11 protein-coding genes are annotated in these 17188 nt (G+C 63.1%); 3 read left to right on the plus strand and 8 right to left on the minus strand.

Features of this window, described 5'->3' with window-relative positions:
• Positions 1–5: 5 nt before the first annotated feature.
• Positions 6–1592 carry a cyclic diguanylate phosphodiesterase gene (locus N430_RS07610; RefSeq protein ID WP_110635235.1) on the minus strand — a complete coding sequence of 529 codons (1587 nt, stop codon included), beginning with the start codon at positions 1590–1592 and terminating at the stop codon, positions 6–8.
• Positions 1593–1894: 302 nt separating this feature from the next.
• Between N430_RS07610 and hppD the strand changes: the two genes are divergently transcribed.
• Positions 1895–2971 (plus strand): 4-hydroxyphenylpyruvate dioxygenase, encoded by a 1077-nt coding sequence (gene hppD / locus N430_RS07615; protein WP_079227918.1) that lies wholly within the window; start codon positions 1895–1897, stop codon positions 2969–2971.
• 16 nt (positions 2972–2987) lie between these two features.
• On the opposite strand, the gene N430_RS07620 is transcribed toward hppD, so the two are convergent.
• Together N430_RS07620 and N430_RS07625 are read right to left on the minus strand one after the other, a co-directional pair.
• Positions 2988–3761: a CSS-motif domain-containing protein gene (locus tag N430_RS07620; protein ID WP_158288786.1), complete on the minus strand. Its 774-nt coding sequence runs from the start codon at positions 3759–3761 to the stop codon at positions 2988–2990.
• Positions 3762–3925: 164 nt separating this feature from the next.
• The gene (locus N430_RS07625; protein WP_110635229.1) at positions 3926–4612 is read right to left on the minus strand and encodes a type 1 glutamine amidotransferase domain-containing protein; all 687 of its coding nucleotides are present in this window, start codon (positions 4610–4612) and stop codon (positions 3926–3928) included.
• A gap of 282 nt (positions 4613–4894) precedes the next feature.
• Between N430_RS07625 and N430_RS07630 the strand changes: the two genes are divergently transcribed.
• On the plus strand, positions 4895–6919 hold the full coding sequence (locus tag N430_RS07630; protein WP_110635557.1) for a response regulator: 2025 nt from the start codon (positions 4895–4897) through the stop codon (positions 6917–6919).
• 6 nt (positions 6920–6925) lie between these two features.
• On the opposite strand, the gene N430_RS07635 is transcribed toward N430_RS07630, so the two are convergent.
• The 5 genes from N430_RS07635 to mexE form a co-directional block, all read right to left on the minus strand.
• Positions 6926–8530 carry a response regulator gene (locus N430_RS07635; protein WP_110635226.1) on the minus strand — a complete coding sequence of 535 codons (1605 nt, stop codon included), beginning with the start codon at positions 8528–8530 and terminating at the stop codon, positions 6926–6928.
• Positions 8531–8633: 103 nt separating this feature from the next.
• Complete coding sequence (locus N430_RS07640; RefSeq protein WP_110635223.1) at positions 8634–9689, minus strand: tetratricopeptide repeat protein; 1056 nt, start codon at positions 9687–9689, stop codon at positions 8634–8636.
• Between the two features lie 167 nt (positions 9690–9856).
• Positions 9857–11275, minus strand: a complete 1419-nt coding sequence (locus N430_RS07645) for an efflux transporter outer membrane subunit (protein ID WP_110635220.1) — start codon at positions 11273–11275, stop codon at positions 9857–9859.
• Positions 11272–14451, minus strand: a complete 3180-nt coding sequence (locus tag N430_RS07650; protein ID WP_103447103.1) for an efflux RND transporter permease subunit — start codon at positions 14449–14451, stop codon at positions 11272–11274. The genes N430_RS07645 and N430_RS07650 overlap by 4 nt, the downstream gene beginning before the upstream one ends.
• A 12-nt stretch (positions 14452–14463) precedes the next feature.
• Complete coding sequence (gene mexE / locus N430_RS07655; RefSeq protein WP_110635215.1) at positions 14464–15705, minus strand: multidrug efflux RND transporter periplasmic adaptor subunit MexE; 1242 nt, start codon at positions 15703–15705, stop codon at positions 14464–14466.
• Positions 15706–16058: 353 nt separating this feature from the next.
• Here mexE and N430_RS07660 point away from each other — a divergent pair, with 353 nt between their 5' ends.
• Positions 16059–17183 (plus strand): MFS transporter, encoded by a 1125-nt coding sequence (locus N430_RS07660; protein ID WP_110635554.1) that lies wholly within the window; start codon positions 16059–16061, stop codon positions 17181–17183.
• The last annotated feature ends 5 nt before the right edge of the window (positions 17184–17188 follow it).

The raw sequence follows: 17188 nt of genomic DNA on the forward strand, positions 1-17188 counted from the left end.
GTGGATCAGCCGCGCATGATCTCAGGGGCCGCGTCCTGCGGCAACCGCGCGACACCCGGATGGGTGGCGAGTGCCTTGAGGAAATCAGCGGCCGGCATTGGCCGGGCAAACAGGTAACCTTGCTGGAAGTCCACCCCGCTGCGTGCCAGGTAGTCACGTTGGACGTCGGTTTCTACCCCTTCGGCGACGATGCCCAGGCCCAGCTTGGCGGACAGCTCGATGATGCTGTCGAGAATGTGCTGCGACAACGCGTCGCCACCGATCATGGCCACGAAGCTCTGGTCGATCTTCAGGTAATCGACCTTGAACTGGCGCAGGTAGTTGAGGCTCGACTGGCCGGTACCGAAGTCATCCAGGGCGATCATCACCCCCATCTCATGCAGCTTGGCGAACAGCTCGAGGGCTACCGGGGTGGCTTCGAGCAGCTTGCGCTCGGTCAGCTCCAGGGTCAGCCGTACCCGCCCAGGGGGGAAATGCTGGAGGAAGGTCTGGCAGTCGTCGAGCAGGCTCAGGTCGCGGCAGTGGTCGGCGGTAATGTTGATGCCAATGTGGAAGCCGTCTTCCAGCAGCGCGGAGTAGGGCGCCAGGCTCTGCGCTGTGTGTAGCATCAGGGCCCGGGTCATGGCGACGATCTGGCCGCTGTGTTCGGCGTAGGGGATGAACAGGTCGGGGCGCACCAGGCCTTCACGGGGATGGTTCCAGCGCATCAGTACTTCAGCCCCGGCCCAGCGGTAGTCACCCTTGCGCACCACCGGCTGGAAATACGGCAAGAACTCGTCCGCCTCCAGGGCCCGCTGCAGTTCGGCCCTGGGCGAGCTGGCCCGGCGAATCTGCCAGCGGCAAACACAGCCGGCCACTACACCGAGCACCAGCAGCAGGCTGAGCAGGGCGGGGTAGTGGCTGCGCAGCACCTCACCTTGTTTGCCGGCCTCGTAGCCACCGTGCACGCTGAACGGGTAGCGGGTAGAGCCCAGGGTCACATCGGCGGCGGCGGCTGTCGGTGGGGCACCGCTGTGCACCACGCCGTCCTTGCCCATCCAGGCATTGCCGACACGCAGTTGCAGCGCTTCCTCCGGGCCGATCAGGCGCAATGCGGTAAGCAGATGATCGCCGTCCACGGTAATGATGGCACCACGGTCACCGTCGCTGGCCCGATAGACCAGCAGGGCATGGCCCGGTGTAACCGAGTTGCCATCCATCAGCCACAGCCGGCCATCGGTGTAGTCATTGGCCTCGACCTGTTCGTCGAAGTCGCCGAACAGCGAGCTGCAGTAGAGGTTATGGTGCTGGAAGAGGTTGGTCGAGCGCACGAAGGCATTGCGCGTGACCTGGCTGCGCAAGGCCAGCTGGGCGTCCGCGCAGGGGGTACCGGCCAGTGGCAGCAAGGCCTGCGCGGCATTGGCCAAGTTGTCTAGAATGTGATCGACATGCTCGACCACCTGGCGCGTGGTCGCCTGGCTGCTGACGCGCAGTTCGCGATCGATCTGCCAGTTCATCACCGCCAGGCCACAGGCAATCGGCACCACGCCGACGATCCAGGGCAGGAGCGTGCGCCAGCTCCAGCGAGCGGGGCGTTTGACCGTGAGGGGCATGCTTGGGTGATCTTCCTGATGACTGACGTGCTGAGGATAGCCGTTTGTCGGCGCAGGTGGCGAACTAATGCGCGACAAAGCTATTTACGCAATGTAGAATCGATTTACGAATACAACAATAAGGTCCTTCGTTTCTGAAGGGTCAACCCCCGCCGAGAATGGGTCCATATGACATACCATGGGTTCAAGCTGATCATTGGTGACTTCCTCGCCCGCAGCGTGCGCGGTATCCCGTGCTCTCCACCATTGCCGTTCCACATCCTACGCATTCATTAAATTTCGCTGCAGATGAGGGTACGAACATGGCTGATATCTTTGACAATCCAATGGGCCTGATGGGCTTCGAATTCATCGAACTGGCCTCGCCGACGCCAGGCGTGCTGGAGCCGGTATTCCAGATACTCGGTTTCACAAAGGTCGCAACTCACCGCTCCAAGGACGTGCACCTGTATCGCCAGGGCGGCATCAACCTGATCCTCAACAACGAGCCGAAGAGCATTGCATCCTACTTCGCGGCCGAGCATGGCCCGTCGGTGTGCGGCATGGCGTTCCGCGTGCGCAATGCCCACGAAGCCTATGCCCGGGCCCTGGAACTGGGCGCCCAGCCGGTCGAGATCGAAACCGGCCCGATGGAATTGCGCCTGCCGGCCATCAAGGGTATCGGTGGGGCACCGCTGTACCTGATCGACCGTTTCGAGGAAGGCAGCTCGATCTACGATATCGACTTCAATTTCATCGAAGGCGTCGACCGTAACCCTCAAGGGGCAGGCCTGAAGATCATCGATCACCTGACCCACAACGTCTATCGCGGGCGCATGGCTTATTGGGCCGGTTTCTACGAGAAGCTGTTCAACTTCCGCGAGATTCGCTACTTCGACATCAAGGGCGAGTACACCGGCCTGACCTCCAAGGCCATGACCGCGCCTGACGGCATGATCCGCATTCCGCTCAATGAAGAGTCGTCCAAGGGCGCCGGGCAGATCGAAGAGTTCCTGATGCAGTTCAACGGCGAGGGTATCCAGCATGTGGCCTTCCTCACCGATGACCTGCTCAAGACCTGGGATGCACTCAAGGGCTTTGGCATGCGCTTCATGACCGCACCGCCGCAAACCTATTACGAAATGCTCGAAGAGCGCCTGCCAGGGCATGGTGAGCCAGTCGACCAGTTGCAAGCTCGCGGCATCCTGCTGGATGGCGCTTCCGAGCCAGGCGACAAGCGCCTGCTGCTGCAGATTTTCTCGGAAACGCTGCTCGGCCCGGTGTTCTTCGAATTCATCCAGCGCAAAGGTGATGACGGCTTCGGTGAAGGCAACTTCAAGGCGCTGTTCGAGTCCATCGAGCGTGATCAGGTGCGCCGTGGCGTGCTCAATGCCGAATAAGTGAAATGCAGCGCCGTCAGCCATTGTTGGCGGCGCTGCGAACACGCTGGTTACGTTGCCTGAACAAACCCCAGTAAGTGATCGAGCCGGTAATGACCCCGACCAGCGCCAGGGACGGGAAAAGTTGTTTCATCGTCTGGCGCGTCTCATGTGCCGAGTAACCTGCTGCATAGCCCGCCTTGACGGTATAGCCATACTTGGTCGAGATACCCTCTTTGAAAAACTCTTCTTGAGATGGGCGCATCGGATCGCGACTGTCGCCGTCGGTCCAGATGTATAACTCTCCGAATTCGAGCAACAAAGTCAGCCCTGTCTGAAATGCACGCAGTTCATTGCGCAGCAACATGCCATAGGACGTGGCAATGACTCCCATATTCTGCTCAGTCAGTTGATAGGCGAGCAAAACGGAATTGGGGGTTGCGGGCGGGTGCAGTGCCAGACGAAATTGCGATTGTGCATCCGGGAACATGTGATCCGGTGGATACGGCGTTTTCAAGGTATTGCAATACGTGCTGCCGTCAACGGTCAACGCCAGCGAGCGCAAGTGCGGTGCTTTCGCTACCTGATCGAGCAATTGCGGTTCGGCGCTCTCGCAGGTAGCCCCTGCCAACATCAGTGCTGTAGAAGCCGATGCGTGTATTCGATCCAATGCCAGATCCACGGAATAGATCGCTTCGTTGACCGAAATACGCGCGGTTTCTTCAAGTTTCTTGTCATGCTGATAGAACAAGATCATCAGCCCGCTGAGAACGGGCAGCAAACTGATTGCCAATGCCAGCAACAACTCCACCAAGCCGTGCCCTGCAGTTCTGCTTTTTGACATGAATGGTCAGCCCCATTTCACTGGGCCACCCGACATGGCTGGCCCAATGCAGAGCCTATGAATCAATAAGCACTCCTGCTGTAATCCAACGCCATGCCAGCTTTGCGAACTTGGCTACTGAGGTGTAGGACTCATTTCGGCTTGAGTGCAGCGATGACCTTTTCGGCCAGCAGGCCTGTCGAGGCGGGGTTCTGCCCGGTGATCAGCCGGTCATCGCAAACCACGAACGGCTTCCACGGGTCATCGTCCTTGCTGTAGATGCCGCCCCGCGCAACCAATTCGTTTTCGGTGAGAAAGGGCACCACCTTGTCCAGCTCGGCCAGTTTTTCTTCAGTGTTGGAAAAGCCGGTAATCTGCCGGTCCTTGAGTAGCAAGCTGTTATCGCTGAGCTTGATGTTCAACAGGCCCACGACACCATGACAGACGGCGGCGACGATGCCATTGCTCTCGTAAATCTTGCGTGCCAGTTCCTGCAGCGGCGAGTTGTCCGGGAAGTCGTACATCACCCCGTGGCCGCCCGTGTAGTAGATGGCGCAATAATCACCTGCCCTGACCTTGCCCGGGCTTGACGATGTGCCCAGTCGGTTCATGAACGACTTGTCGTCGTACCATTGCCAGTCCAGCTCCGGGGCCATCTGCAGGCTATGTGGGTCGATTGGCACATAGCCCCCATTGGGGCTTACGTAATCGACTTCATACCCGGCTTTCTGCACGACCTCGACAAAATGCACAGCCTCCCCCAGCCATAGGCCGGTGGCCCGTTTCAGGGTCGGGTACTTGGCTGTGTTGGTCAGTACTACCAGAATCTTCTTGCTCATCACCACGCTCCCTGGTCTGTCGTTGAAGGGCAATGCGTTCCTTGGCGCGGGGAAAACCTATTGAGCATAGCTCCCGTTTGCCAAGGCGCCATCTGGGTAATGGCTCTATGCTATTGGGCGATGACTGCGCGCTACGTCGAATGTGAAGCGGTTAACCCTGCGGCTATTGCAGCGGCAAATCGTCGGGCAGATGATGCGCAAACGGAATTTTTACCCAAGAGCATTGATGGAATCACGATAGTGTTCGTAAACGACTCGCCACGCAAACCTTCGGCATCAGGCATGGAGCTCGCCACTCGGTCGTCAACGGCAGAGGGCATGGCTGAGCAGGTCGCGCGGTTCGACTGGCGTCACAGCGCGCTCGGGCCGCTGCCGCATTGGCAGGCACCCTTGCGCATCGCCGTCGACATGATGGTGCTTTCGCCGTTTCCCTGTGCAGTGGTCTGGGGCGCCCAGATGACCGTGATTCATAATGATGCTTACGCGAATTTGCTCGAATGTGACGGCCACGCCTTGGGGCAGGCATTCGACAGGTTGTGGGCTAAAGCCTGGAAGGCCATCGGCCCTTGGGTGTTCAAGGTGCTTGACGGTGGCTCGTTCATTGTCGAAGACCAGCCGTTATGGCTCACGAACAAGCAAACGGGCAGCCGAGCCTGCTACGCCTTCAGCTACACACCGTTGCGCGATGAACAGCATGGGGTGGTCGGGTTCCTGCATACCGTGATCGAAACCAGTGCCAGCGTCGATGCGCATGACAAATGGCGCGAGCAGGCGTTGGCGTTCGAGCGCAGCATCGAGCGGGTCATGGCCGACCGTGATCAGATCTGGCAGCTTTCTCGTGATGCCATGATCGTCGTTACCCGCGACCTGCGGCTGCAAGCGGCCAACCCGGCCTGGCAGCGCGCTTTAGGTTGGACTGAAGACGAGGTAGGCGGTAAACCGATCCTGGAACTGGTCCATCCTGCCGACAGGGCTGAGGTGGAGGTTGCGGTGATGGAGTTCGTTTGCGATCGCGGGGTCAAGCAGCTCGAGACGCGCTTGCGCCACAGGGACGGGCACTATCGCCTGTTTCGCTGGACGGCGAGTTTCGACGGCACGCTGCTGACGGCGGTAGGGCAAGACATTTCGCAGGATCATGAAGATGCCTTGCGCCAGTCCGAAACGATGATGCGGGCAAGCCAGCGCCTGGACGCGGTAAGCCATCTGGCAGGCGGCATGGCTCACGAGATGAACAACCTGCTGTCGGGAATCGGCGGCAGCCTGGAGCTGATGCAGCGGCGCATGGAACAAGGGCGCCTGGAACACATCGACCGTTATGTGGCGCTGGCCAGCGATTCGGTGCAACGCGCCATGACGCTTACCCACCGCCTGCTGGCATTCTCCCGTCACCAACCCCTGTCGCCCAAGCCACTGGACATCAATCGCCAGCTGACCGCCATGGAGCCGCTGTTGTGCCAGGTGCTGGGTGCTGAAATGCGGATAGACTGGGAGCTGGATGTAAAACCCTGGGCCCTTTGCCTGGATGTTGCACAGCTGGAGAATGCGCTGGTGAACCTGTTCGTCAACGCACGTGAGGCCTGCCTTGAGCGTGGCGTGGTGACACTGCGCACGATCAACAAGCGTCTCGAGGCGCCATTCCCCGATGAGCAAGGCGTCCCGCCTGGTGATTACGTCGCCTTGTATGTCACGGACGATGGCCATGGGATGCCCGAAGTGGATCTGGCTCGGGCATTCGAGCCGTTCTTCACCACCAAACCGATGGGCCACGGCGCCGGGTTGGGGCTGGCGATGGTCTATGGCTTCGTCGGCCAGTCGGGTGGCCACGTGTGGCTCGAGTCGGTGCCTGATCACGGTCTCAAAGTCTGCATGTTGTTCCCGCGTTGCCTTGAACACATCGCGCAAGAGCCCCCGCAGCCGATACCCGCGGTAACACGGGCCAGCGGCCAACGCGTGCTGCTGGTCGATGACGAGGAAAACCTGCGTTCGCTGATGAAGGAATACCTGCAGGAGCGTGGCTTCGATGTGTGCGATGTGAGGGATGCCAATTCGGCGCTCGATCGCTTCCGCCACCACGGCCCCTTCGACCTGGTGGTCACCGACATCGGCCTGCCGGGTGGTTTCAGTGGTCGGCAGGTCGCCAGGGCGATGCGCATGTTCGAGCCCGCTCAGAAGATTCTGTTCATTACCGGGTTCAACGACCAACCGCTGGACACGCAACTGTCCGAAACGCCAGGCACGGCGCTGATGCTCAAGCCTTTTGCGTTGGCCAGCCTGATGAACCAGGCCCTGCTGATGCTGAGCGATTGAACGGGCTCACGGGTTACACAGCATCTTGGCAACCTGAGCCTGCAACTGCTTGAGCTCGAACGGCTTGCAGATCAGCTGCATGCCCGGCGCGAGAAACCCTTCGCGCGCCATCGCCGTTTCGGCGTAGCCAGTGATGAACAGCACCGGAAGGTGCGGGCGGAGCGTGCGGGCGATCTCGGCCAGTTGCCGGCCATTCATGCCCGGCAGGCCAACGTCGCTGAGCAGCAGGTCGATCGCCTGCGCTGAACGCAACAGTTGCAAGGCCTCGTTGGCATTGCAGGCACTCAGACAGGGGTAACCCTCGTCTTGCAACGTCTGGCAAAGCAGGTCACGGACATGGGGATCATCCTCGACCACCAGCACATGGCGGCCTTGGTTGACAGGCGCTGGGTGCGGCCTGGAGGCCTGGGGCTGTTGTGGGTCAAGATGGCGCGGCAGGTAAAGGTCGACCTGCGTGCCGTGGCCAATCTGGCTGAACAGTGCCACATGGCCGTGGGACTGCTTGCTGAAACCGTAAACCATCGACAGACCAAGGCCGACCCCCTGGCCCACTGGCTTGGTGCTGAAGAAGGGCTCGAATGCATGTTCGAGTGTGCTCGCTGACATGCCTTGGCCATCATCGATAATGCTCAGGCAGGCATAGTCACCCGTGACCAGCCCGCCGACGGCTAATTGCGCCGTATCGACCTGACGATTACTGGCTTCGATGCGCAAGTTGCCGCCGTTGGGCATCGCTTCGCAGGCATTGACCAGCAGGTTGTTCAGCGTTTCCTGCAATTGCTCGTCGTCCGCTTGCACGGCCCAGAGGTCTGCGGGAAGGTCCAGCTGCAGGCAAACCGCGTTGTCGAGCATGGCCTCGATACGCTGTGGTTGCAGCAGCGCGAGCAGGTCGATGCGCTGATTGTGCAGCGATTGCCGGGAAGCGAAGGCCAGCAGGCGATGGGTCAGCCTGGCTGCACGGGCAACGGCTTCCTGGCCCCTCTGCAGGATGCCTTCAAGGCCCTCGCTGCGGCCGTGTTTCAGGCGCCTGTCGACCAACTCGAAACAGCCACCGATACTGGTCAGCAGGTTGTTGAAGTCATGCGCCACGCCACCGGCCAACTGGCCGACGGCCTCCATCTTGCGCTTCTGCTGCAAGACCTGATTGGCGCTCTCCTGTTCTTCGTCGCGCTCATCCAGGCGCTGTTGCAGGCTGAGCATGTGATCGCGTGACAGGTACTGGCGGCGCCGGTTGCGTAACGCCGACTGGGTCAGAATCAGCAACCGGTCATCGTCGAACGGTGCAGCCAGCAGGGTCAGGTTGCCCAGCGCAAAGTTATCGGCCGAGGCGGTGGTCGCGGCGGTTTGTGTCAGTAACACGATAGGCAGGTCAGACCAGGCTGGCTGCTGGTCGATATAGACGCGCAGCAGCTTGGCAGCATCAACGGTCAGGGTCTGCTCGGCGATGATGGCCATGCCGGCGCCTTCGAGCAGGCAGGCCTGCAGCTTGGCCATATCATGCGTGCACAGGCAATCGACACCGGCGGCCGCCAGCAACAGTGAAGTGTTGCTGGCAAGCTGTGCCGGAGCCAGGATCAGAGCACGTTCATCCATCGTCGCCGAACTGGCCAATTCGATTCTCCTGAAACGGCCGGCAAGGCCAATGTGTGCCTTGCTGCCGTCAACTGTCCGATACCCACTGGACCACGGGCACTGCCCCAGGGTTCAACGCAATCTACAGGCCTTGTTGCAGGAAGGGATCGTCCGGGTTCTGCCGCTCCAGTTCAGCCAGCAGCACCTGAACGTTCTGCAACTGGCCGGTTTCCTTCCAGTACTGGATCAGCAGCACCCGCGCCCGGCGATTGGCCGGCTGGCGGCTCAGCAACGTTTCCAGCTGCTTCTGTGCGGCATCGGACTGATCCAGCTCGTGCAGGGTCACTGCCAGGGTATAGCGATAGTCGGCATTCTCCGGTTCCAGCTCTACCGCGCGCGACAAGGCCAGCAGGGCGTATTCGCGCTGATCATGGCGGATCAGCCAGAGCCCCAGCTCGTATTGCAGGAACGCCGAGTCCGGGCGCAGTGCCAGGGCCTTGGCCAGCACCTGGCGGGATTGGTCGTGGTGGCCCTGGCGTTCCAGCAAACGCACCTGGGTGGCCAGGGCGTCGGGGCCATCCGGGGCCATGGCCAGGCTGCGCTGCAGGGCTGCTGCCGCCTGGTCGTAATCATTTTCGTGCAGGTACAGGCGCGCCAGGTGCACCTGCGCCTCGGCGTCGTCGGGTTGTTTTTCCAGGGCCTGCTGGTATTGCTCCAGGGCGGTTTGCAACGGGCCGAAATACAGGCCGATGGCATCCGGGTCGAGGCCAAGCAGGGCATCCACAGCGGCAAAACGCACGCTCTGCTCGTCATCGTCCAGAAGAGGCCCCAGCACCAGGCTGCGCTGGGAGGGCGGCAGCAGCTTGCGGATGCTGGCAATGGCGGCGCGGCGCACCAGCGGATCGTCGTTCTCCAGGTCCAGGCGGGCCAGCTTCAGTGCCTGCGGCGAGGGGTAGTTGGGCAATTCGGCATACAGCGCGGCGCGGCGGATCGGCGTCAGGTCATCGCGCTGCAACTGTTGGTACAGCACCCGTGCGGCACCCGGCAAACCGTCGTGGGCCTGGCGCAGCGCCTTGCCGTAGCTGTGGGGTGGCAATACCGGTGGCGCGGGCTTGTCGTCCCGGCGCAGGAAAACGATGGCGAGCGTCACCAGGATCAGCAGCAGTACGGCGATCAGGTAGCGGTGGCGTCTAGGCATCGGGCGCTGCGGTCCATAGCGGTGAGAAGGCAGAGCTTGGGGCAGAATGCCCTGGGCTGCAAGCCGCAGGGGCGCCAAGCGGCCATAAAAAAGCCCCGCAGGCCAAGGCCGGCGGGGCAAACGGTTGGGGGAGGAACCAACCAAAGGAGTCGTTGAAACGGGGCGGATCAGCGTGCGCTGGCGACGGTCTCCGGCTGCCAGCCACCGCCGAGGGCCTTGTAGATCGAGACGATGCCGCGGTACAGCTCGACCTCGCCCTGGGCCTGGGCGTCTTCGGCGCTCAGGCGCTCGCGTTCGGCATCGAGCAGCACCAGGTAATCCACCGTGCCCTCGCGGTAGCGCACCGAAGCCAGGTCGGCGGCCTTGCGGCTGGCCTCGCTCTGGCGCATCAGCGACAGCAAACGCTGTTGGGTCTTGTCATAGTCGCTGAAGGCGTTGGCCGACTCTTCCAGGGCCAGCAGCACCTGCTGTTCATAATTGGCCAGGGCGCCTTCGGCATCAGCCTTGGCGCCGCGCAGGCGAGCCCGCACGCTGCCCATGTCGAAGGCGGCCCAGGTGATGCTCGGGCCCAGCGCCCAGGCATTGGCTGCGGAAGAGCCAATCTGCGAGCCACGGGCGGCGGTAAAACCGAGGAAGCCGCTGAGGCTCACCCGCGGGAACAGGTCGGCGGTGGCCACGCCGACATTGGCGGTGGCGGCGGCCAGCTGGCGCTCGGCGCTGCGGATATCCGGGCGGCGGCGCAGCAACTCGCCCGGGTCGCCCACCGGCAAGGCCTTGGCGATGGCCGGCAAGGCCTTGGGCGACAGGTCGACGCTCAGCGCGTCCGGGCGCTGGCCGAGCAGGGTGGCGATGCGGTGCCGCGCCCGGGCCTGTTCGGCCTGCAACTGCGGCACGGTGGCCTCGACCCCCGCCAGGCGGGCATCGGCACGGACCACGTCGAGATCGTTGCCTACCCCGGCGTCGCGCAGGGTCACGGTGATGCTGCGTGACTCCTGCTGGGTCTTGAGGTTGGCCATGGCGATCTTTTCGCGCAGTTGCGCCCCGCGCAGTTGGCCGTAGGCGTCAACCAGTTCGGCGATCAGGCTCACCTGCAGTTGTTGCAGGTCGGCCTGGGCCGCCGCTTCCTGGGCTTCGCTGGCCTCGATCTGGCGCTGGATGCGGCCGAACAGGTCAAGCTCCCAGGCCATGTCCAGGCCCAGGTCGTAGCGTTCCTGGTTGACCCGCTGGGTGGTCTGGCCAGGGACCTGTCCCTTGCCGATCTCGCTGCTGGCGCGGCTGGTGACCACCGGGAACTGGTCGTTGGCGGCGTCATCACGGATCGCCCGTGCCGACTTGAGGCGGGCGAAGGCCACGCGCAGGTCACGGTTGCCGTCCAGCGATGCCTGCACCAGCTGGTTCAGCACCGGGTCGTCGAACTGCTTCCACCACACGCTTTCGAAGCGGCTGCGGTCGAAGGCCTTGGCCTGCACATCCGTGCTGTCGAACTTTGCGGGTTCGGTGTCCGGGGTCTTGTAGTCCGGGCCGACCGCGCAGGCCGCCAGGGCCAGCGCCAGCAGGCTCGGGGTCAACGGTTTGAGCAGGTTCATGCGTGGTTCTCCAGCACGGCTGCGTGCTCGGCCTTGCGGGCCTGGCGACGCTCGACGAAACGGCGGATCAGGAAGAAGAACACCGGGGTCAGGAACAGGCCGAACACGGTCACGCCGATCATCCCCGAGAACACCGCCACACCCATGGCATGGCGCATTTCCGAGCCGGCACCGGAGCTGAACACCAGCGGCACCACGCCCATGATGAAGGCGATCGAGGTCATCAGGATCGGCCGCAGACGCAGGCGGCAGGCTTCCAGTACCGCCGCCAGCGGGTCGAGGCCCTTGGCTTGTTCGTCCTTGGCGAACTCGACGATCAGGATCGCGTTCTTGCACGCCAGGCCCACCAGTACGATCAGGCCGATCTGGGTGAAGATGTTGTTGTCACCCCCCGACACGATCACCCCGGTGATGGCCGACAGCAGGGTCATCGGCACGATCAGGATCACCGCCAGCGGCAGGCTCCAGCTCTCGTACTGGGCGGCCAGCACCAGGAAGGCCAGCAGCACGCACAGCGGGAACACGAACAGCGCGGTGTTGCCCGAGAGGATCTGCTGGTAGGTCAGGTCGGTCCACTCGAAGGTCATGCCGTTGGGCAGCTCTTGCTTGAGCAGCTTCTCGATCGCCGCCTCGGCCTGGCCGGAGCTGTAGCCAGGGGCTGCGGCACCGTTGATCTCGGCAGTGATGAAGCCGTTGTAGTGCATCACCCGGTCAGGCCCGGAGGTGTCGCTGACCTTGAGGAAGGTCGCCAGCGGGATCATTTCGCCGAGGTTGTTGCGCACCTTCAACTGGCCGATCTGCTCGGCATCGAGGCGGAACTGCTGCTCGGCCTGGACGTTGACCTGGTAGGTGCGGCCAAAGCGGTTGAAGTCGTTGGTGTACAGCGAGCCCAGGTAGACCTGCAGGGTGTCGAAGATGTCGGTGATCGCCACGCCGTGGGTCTTGGCCTTTTCCCGGTCGATGGCGGCATCGACCTGCGGCACGTTGACCTGGTAGCTGGTGAACAGGCCCGCCAGTTCCGGCACGTTGTGGCTCTTGGCGATGATGTTCTGGGTTTCCTTGTACAGCGCTTCGTAGCCCAGGTTGCCGCGGTCCTCGATCTGCAGGCGGAAGCCGCCGATGGTGCCCAGGCCTTGCACGGGCGGAGGCGGGAAGATCGCGATATAGGCATCCTGGATGTCGGCGAACTTGGCGTTCAGCGCGGCGGCAATCGCCGCAGCCGACTGGCTCGGGTCCTTGCGCTCGTCGAACGGCTTGAGCGGGGTGAACACGATGCCGCTGTTCGGGCTGTTGGTGAAGCCGTTGATCGACAGGCCCGGGAAGGCCACCGAATCGGCCACGCCTGGCTGCTCGAGGGCGATTTCGCTCATGCGCTTGATCACCGCCTCGGTGCGGTCGAGGCTGGCGGCGTCAGGCAACTGGGCGAAGGCCACCAGGTACTGCTTGTCCTGGGCCGGCACGAAACCGGTCGGCGTGGACGAGAAGCCCAGGTAGGTCAGGCCCATCAGCCCGGCATAAAGGAACAGGGCAATGCCGCTGGAGCGGATGACCCGGCGCACGCCGCCGACGTAGCTGTGGCTGGCACGGTCGAAGAAGCGGTTGAACGGGGCGAACAGCCAGCTGCCCAACAGGCGCTCGAGGAACCGCGAGAAGCGGTCTTTCGGTGCGTGGTGGTCTTTCAACAGCACGGCAGCCAGTGCCGGCGACAGGGTCAGCGAGTTGAATGCCGAGATCACCGTGGAAATGGCGATGGTCAGCGCGAACTGCTTGTAGAACTGCCCGGTAAGGCCGGAAATGAACGCAGCAGGTACGAACACCGCGCACAGTACCAGCGCCGTGGCGATGATCGGCCCGGTCACTTCACTCATGGCTTTCTGGGTGGCTTCCAGCGGTTTCAGGCCCAGCCCGATGTTGCGCTCGACGTTCTCCACCACGACGATGGCGTCGTCCACCACGATACCGATAGCCAACACCAGGCCGAACAACGACAAGGCGTTGAGCGAGAAGCCGAACAGGTGCATCACCGCGAAGGTACCGATCAGCGAGACCGGTACGGCCATCAATGGGATGATCGAGGCGCGCCAGGTCTGCAGGAACAGGATCACTACCAGCACGACCAGGATCAGCGCTTCGAACAGGGTGTGCACAACCGCCTCGATGGAGCCGCGGACAAACACGGTCGGGTCATAGACGATGCTGTAGTCCATGCCTTCCGGGAAGTCTTTCTTCAGCTCGGCCATCTTTGCCCGCACTTCGTCGGAGATCTCGATGGCGTTGGAGCCTGGACGCTGGAAGATTGGAATGGCCACGGCCGGTTGGTTGTTCAGCAGCGAACGCAGGGCGTACTGGCTGGAGCCGAGCTCAACCCGGGCGATGTCCTTCAGGCGCGTGATCTCGCCATCGGCACCGGCACGGATGATGATGTTCTCGAACTCTTCCTCGTTGACCAGGCGGCCCTGGGTGTTGATCGACAGCTGGAAGCTGGTCGAGCCGGGGGCGGGCGGGGCGCCCAGCTGGCCGGCGGCGACCTGGCGGTTCTGCTCGCGGATCGCGGCCACCACGTCGCTGGCGGTCAGGTTGCGCGACGCGGTCTTGTTCGGGTCGAGCCACACGCGCAGCGAGTAGTCGCCCATGCCGAACAGCTGCACGTCACCGACGCCGCCCAGGCGCGCCAGCTCATCCTTGATGTTGAGGATGGCGTAGTTGGACAGGTAGAGCATGTCGTAGCGGTTGTCCGGCGAGGTCAGGTGCACGACCATGGTCAGGTCGGGCGAAGCCTTGTCGACGGTGATACCGATCCGGGTCACTTCCTCCGGCAGCTTGGGCTGGGTACGGGTGACGCGGTTCTGCACCTGCACCTGGGCGTTGTCCAGGTCGGTGCCCAGGGCAAAGGTGATGGTCAGGGTCAGCTTGCCGTCGGCGGTGGACTGCGAGGACATGTACAGCATGTTCTCGACACCGGTGATGGCCTGCTCCAGCGGCGCGGCGACGGTTTCACCGATCACCTTGGGGTTGGCACCGGGGAAGTTGGCGCGCACCACCACGGTCGGCGGTACCACTTCGGGGTATTCGCTGATCGGCAGCTGGAACAGCGAGATCGAACCCGCAATCAGCAGCACCAGCGACAGCACCGCGGCGAAGATCGGCCGGGTAATGAAGAATTTCGAAAAGTTCATCGGTGTGGTCCCTTAACCGCGTGGCGCCTGGGCGCTGGCGACTTTTTCAGTGGTGCCGGCCACTTTCGGCGCCGGGTTGCTGGCCTCGAGGGCCTGGCGCTGTTGGGCGAGGGCGGCGAGGGTCTGTTCACTGGCCATCGGCGTTTCTTCCGGAGTTACTGGCGAGCCAGGGCGCACGCGCTGCAGGCCCTTGACCACGATGCGGTCGTCCTTGGCCAGGCCGCTACGGACGATGCGCAGGCCTTCGAGCTTCGGCCCCAGTTCCACGGCGCGGTAGGCGGCCTTGTTGTCCTTGTCCATGACCAGCACGAACTTCTTGCCAAGGTCGGTGCCGACCGCTTCGTCGTTGATCAGCACAGCGTCGTACTGGGCGCTGCCGACCAGCTTCAGGCGGGCATACAGGCCGGGGGTGAACTGGCCGTCGCGGTTGTCGAACACGGCACGGCCACGGATGGTGCCGGTGCGCGGGTTGACCTGGTTGTCGACGAAGTTCATCTGGCCCAGGTGCGGGTTGCCGGTTTCGTTGGTCAGGCCAAGGTACACCGGGGTGCTCTGGCCGCGCTGGCCCTCACGCGCCAGCTGGGTGTACTTGAGGTACACGCGCTCGTCGGCGTCGAAGTAGGCATACACCTTATCGGTGGAGACCACGCTGGTCAGCGGCGTGACATCGGCGGTGACGATGTTGCCGGCGGTGAATTCGGCACGGCTGACGCGGCCGCTGATTGGCGCGGTGACGCGGGTGAAGCTGAGGTTCAGGCGGGCCAGGTCGAGCTGGGCCTGGATCGCATCGACCCCAGCGCGGGCTTCGGCAGCGGCGCTGCTGCGCGACTCGGCAAGCTCGGCGGAAATGGCGTTGCTGTCACGCAGGCGCTCGCCACGGCGGGCTTCGTTGGCACTGCGGATGGCGGTGGCCTTGGCCTGTTGCAGCTGGGCTTCAAGGCGGCGGACCTCTGCCTGGAACGGGCGCGGGTCGATCTGGAACAGTAGGTCGCCTTTCTTCACCTGGGCACCTTCGGTGAAGGCCACCAGGTCGATCTGGCCGGAGACCCGTGGGCGCACTTCGACGGTTTCCGGCGCTTCCAGGCGGCCAGTGAACTCGTCCCATTCGTTGATCGGCTGCTCGATGACCTTGGCGACGCTGACCTTGGGCGCGGCGGGAGCCTGCACGGCGTCGGGGGTGCGGCCACAAGCGCTGAGCACCACCACTGCCAGGGCAGCGAGGGGGAAGCGCAAGGGTTTGAGTGAGTGATCCATGGAGAACTCCGCCAATGTATTAGTAGTGGGCGGAGTGTGAGTGTCTTGCGCGTGACGCACGAATCGAACGGAGCGAAAGCTATTATCACGCGCAATGATATCTCTGGATCAAACATCGATGGCGGGCATGTGACGGTGACTGCGGGTAAGCTCTCTAAGGCTGTACCGGCCTCTTCGCGGGCACGCCCGCTCCCACAGGTACTGCACAAGCTCTGAAAGAAGTGCGGTCCCTGTGGGAGCGGGCGTGCCCGCGAAGAGGCCAGTGCAGACACCCCCGCACAGCAACTGAAATAGGCCCCACCTTGCACACTTACCACCGCCTGCCCGGCCCCCTCGGCATCGTCCTCCTCGGCGTGCTGCAAATCCTGGTGTGGGGCGGCTCGTTCTTCCTCATGGCGGTGATGGCCGACCCGATCAGTCGCGACACCGGCTGGCCCAGCCAATGGGTCTACGGCGCGCTGTCCCTGAGCCTGATGGTTTCAGCGCTATTGGCACCGTTGTCCAGCCGACTGGTCGCCCGCTACGGCGGCCGCCCGCAAATGGCCGCCAGTGGCGCGGTAGTGGCGGTGGGGTTGCTGATCATGGCTGCCAGCCACACCCTCGGCCTGTTCCTGCTGGCCTGGGCGGTGATCGGCATCGGCATGGCCATGGGCTTGTATGAAGCGCTGTTCGCCACCCTCGGCGGGTTGTATGGCGAAGGTGCGGGCAAAGCCATTACCGGCATCACCCTGATTGCCGGTTTCGCCTCGACCCTTTCATGGCCGACCGTGGCCCTGGCCATCGAACACTTCGGCTGGCGGGCGACCTGTGTGTGCTATGCGCTGGTGCTGATGGTGGTGGTGGCGCCGTTGTACTGGCGAGTGCTGCCCGCAGGTGGCCGGGTTGAAGTCCCCGCCAAGACGCCGGCAAAAGGCGAAACCGTTGGCGTCGACCGCCAGCTCTACTGGCTGCTGACCAGCATGTTCGCCATTGGCGCGATCATCATGACCGCCATCGCCGTGCAACTGGTGGCCGTGTTGCAGGGGCTCGGCCATTCGCTGCCGGCGGCCATCGGCCTGGCGGCGATGCTCGGGCCCAGCCAGGTGGCCTCGCGGGTGCTGCAGATCCTGGCGGGCAAGCGCCACCCGATCTGGACCGCGCTGGCCTGGGTGAGCCTGGTTCTGATCGGGTTGCTGATGGTGACCTTTGTCCCGGCAGCCACGGCGGTAGGCTTGCTGGTGTTTGGCTGCGGCAATGGCCTGCGGGCGATCGTGCGCGGGCTGCTGCCGCTGGCGATGATGCCGCCAGCGCAATATGTGTTGCTGATGGGACGCATGTCGCGGCCTTCGTTGATAGGGCAGGCACTCACGCCAGTGGTGGGTGGTTTTCTGTTCGAGCACTTTGGTTCGATGGGGGTGTTGCTGACCCTGTGCCTGCTGGCGCTGACCAACGTATTGCTGGTCGCCGTGGTGATGCGCCGGGTGCGAGCCAGCAGCTGAGTCTG

This window comes from Pseudomonas sp. CC120222-01a (genome assembly GCF_003097235.1).
GTDB lineage: Bacteria > Pseudomonadota > Gammaproteobacteria > Pseudomonadales > Pseudomonadaceae > Aquipseudomonas.

What these genes read in the sequence shown, in the direction of transcription:
- N430_RS07610 (WP_110635235.1), bottom strand. Translation starts at nt 1,592, where the DNA reads ATGCCCCTCACGGTCAAACGCCCCGCTCGCTGGAGCTGGCGCACGCTC.
- hppD (WP_079227918.1), top strand. Translation starts at nt 1,895, where the DNA reads ATGGCTGATATCTTTGACAATCCAATGGGCCTGATGGGCTTCGAATTC.
- N430_RS07625 (WP_110635229.1), bottom strand. Translation starts at nt 4,612, where the DNA reads ATGAGCAAGAAGATTCTGGTAGTACTGACCAACACAGCCAAGTACCCG.
- N430_RS07630 (WP_110635557.1), top strand. Translation starts at nt 4,895, where the DNA reads ATGGAGCTCGCCACTCGGTCGTCAACGGCAGAGGGCATGGCTGAGCAG.
- N430_RS07640 (WP_110635223.1), bottom strand. Translation starts at nt 9,689, where the DNA reads ATGCCTAGACGCCACCGCTACCTGATCGCCGTACTGCTGCTGATCCTG.
- N430_RS07645 (WP_110635220.1), bottom strand. Translation starts at nt 11,275, where the DNA reads ATGAACCTGCTCAAACCGTTGACCCCGAGCCTGCTGGCGCTGGCCCTG.
- N430_RS07650 (WP_103447103.1), bottom strand. Translation starts at nt 14,451, where the DNA reads ATGAACTTTTCGAAATTCTTCATTACCCGGCCGATCTTCGCCGCGGTG.
- mexE (WP_110635215.1), bottom strand. Translation starts at nt 15,705, where the DNA reads ATGGATCACTCACTCAAACCCTTGCGCTTCCCCCTCGCTGCCCTGGCA.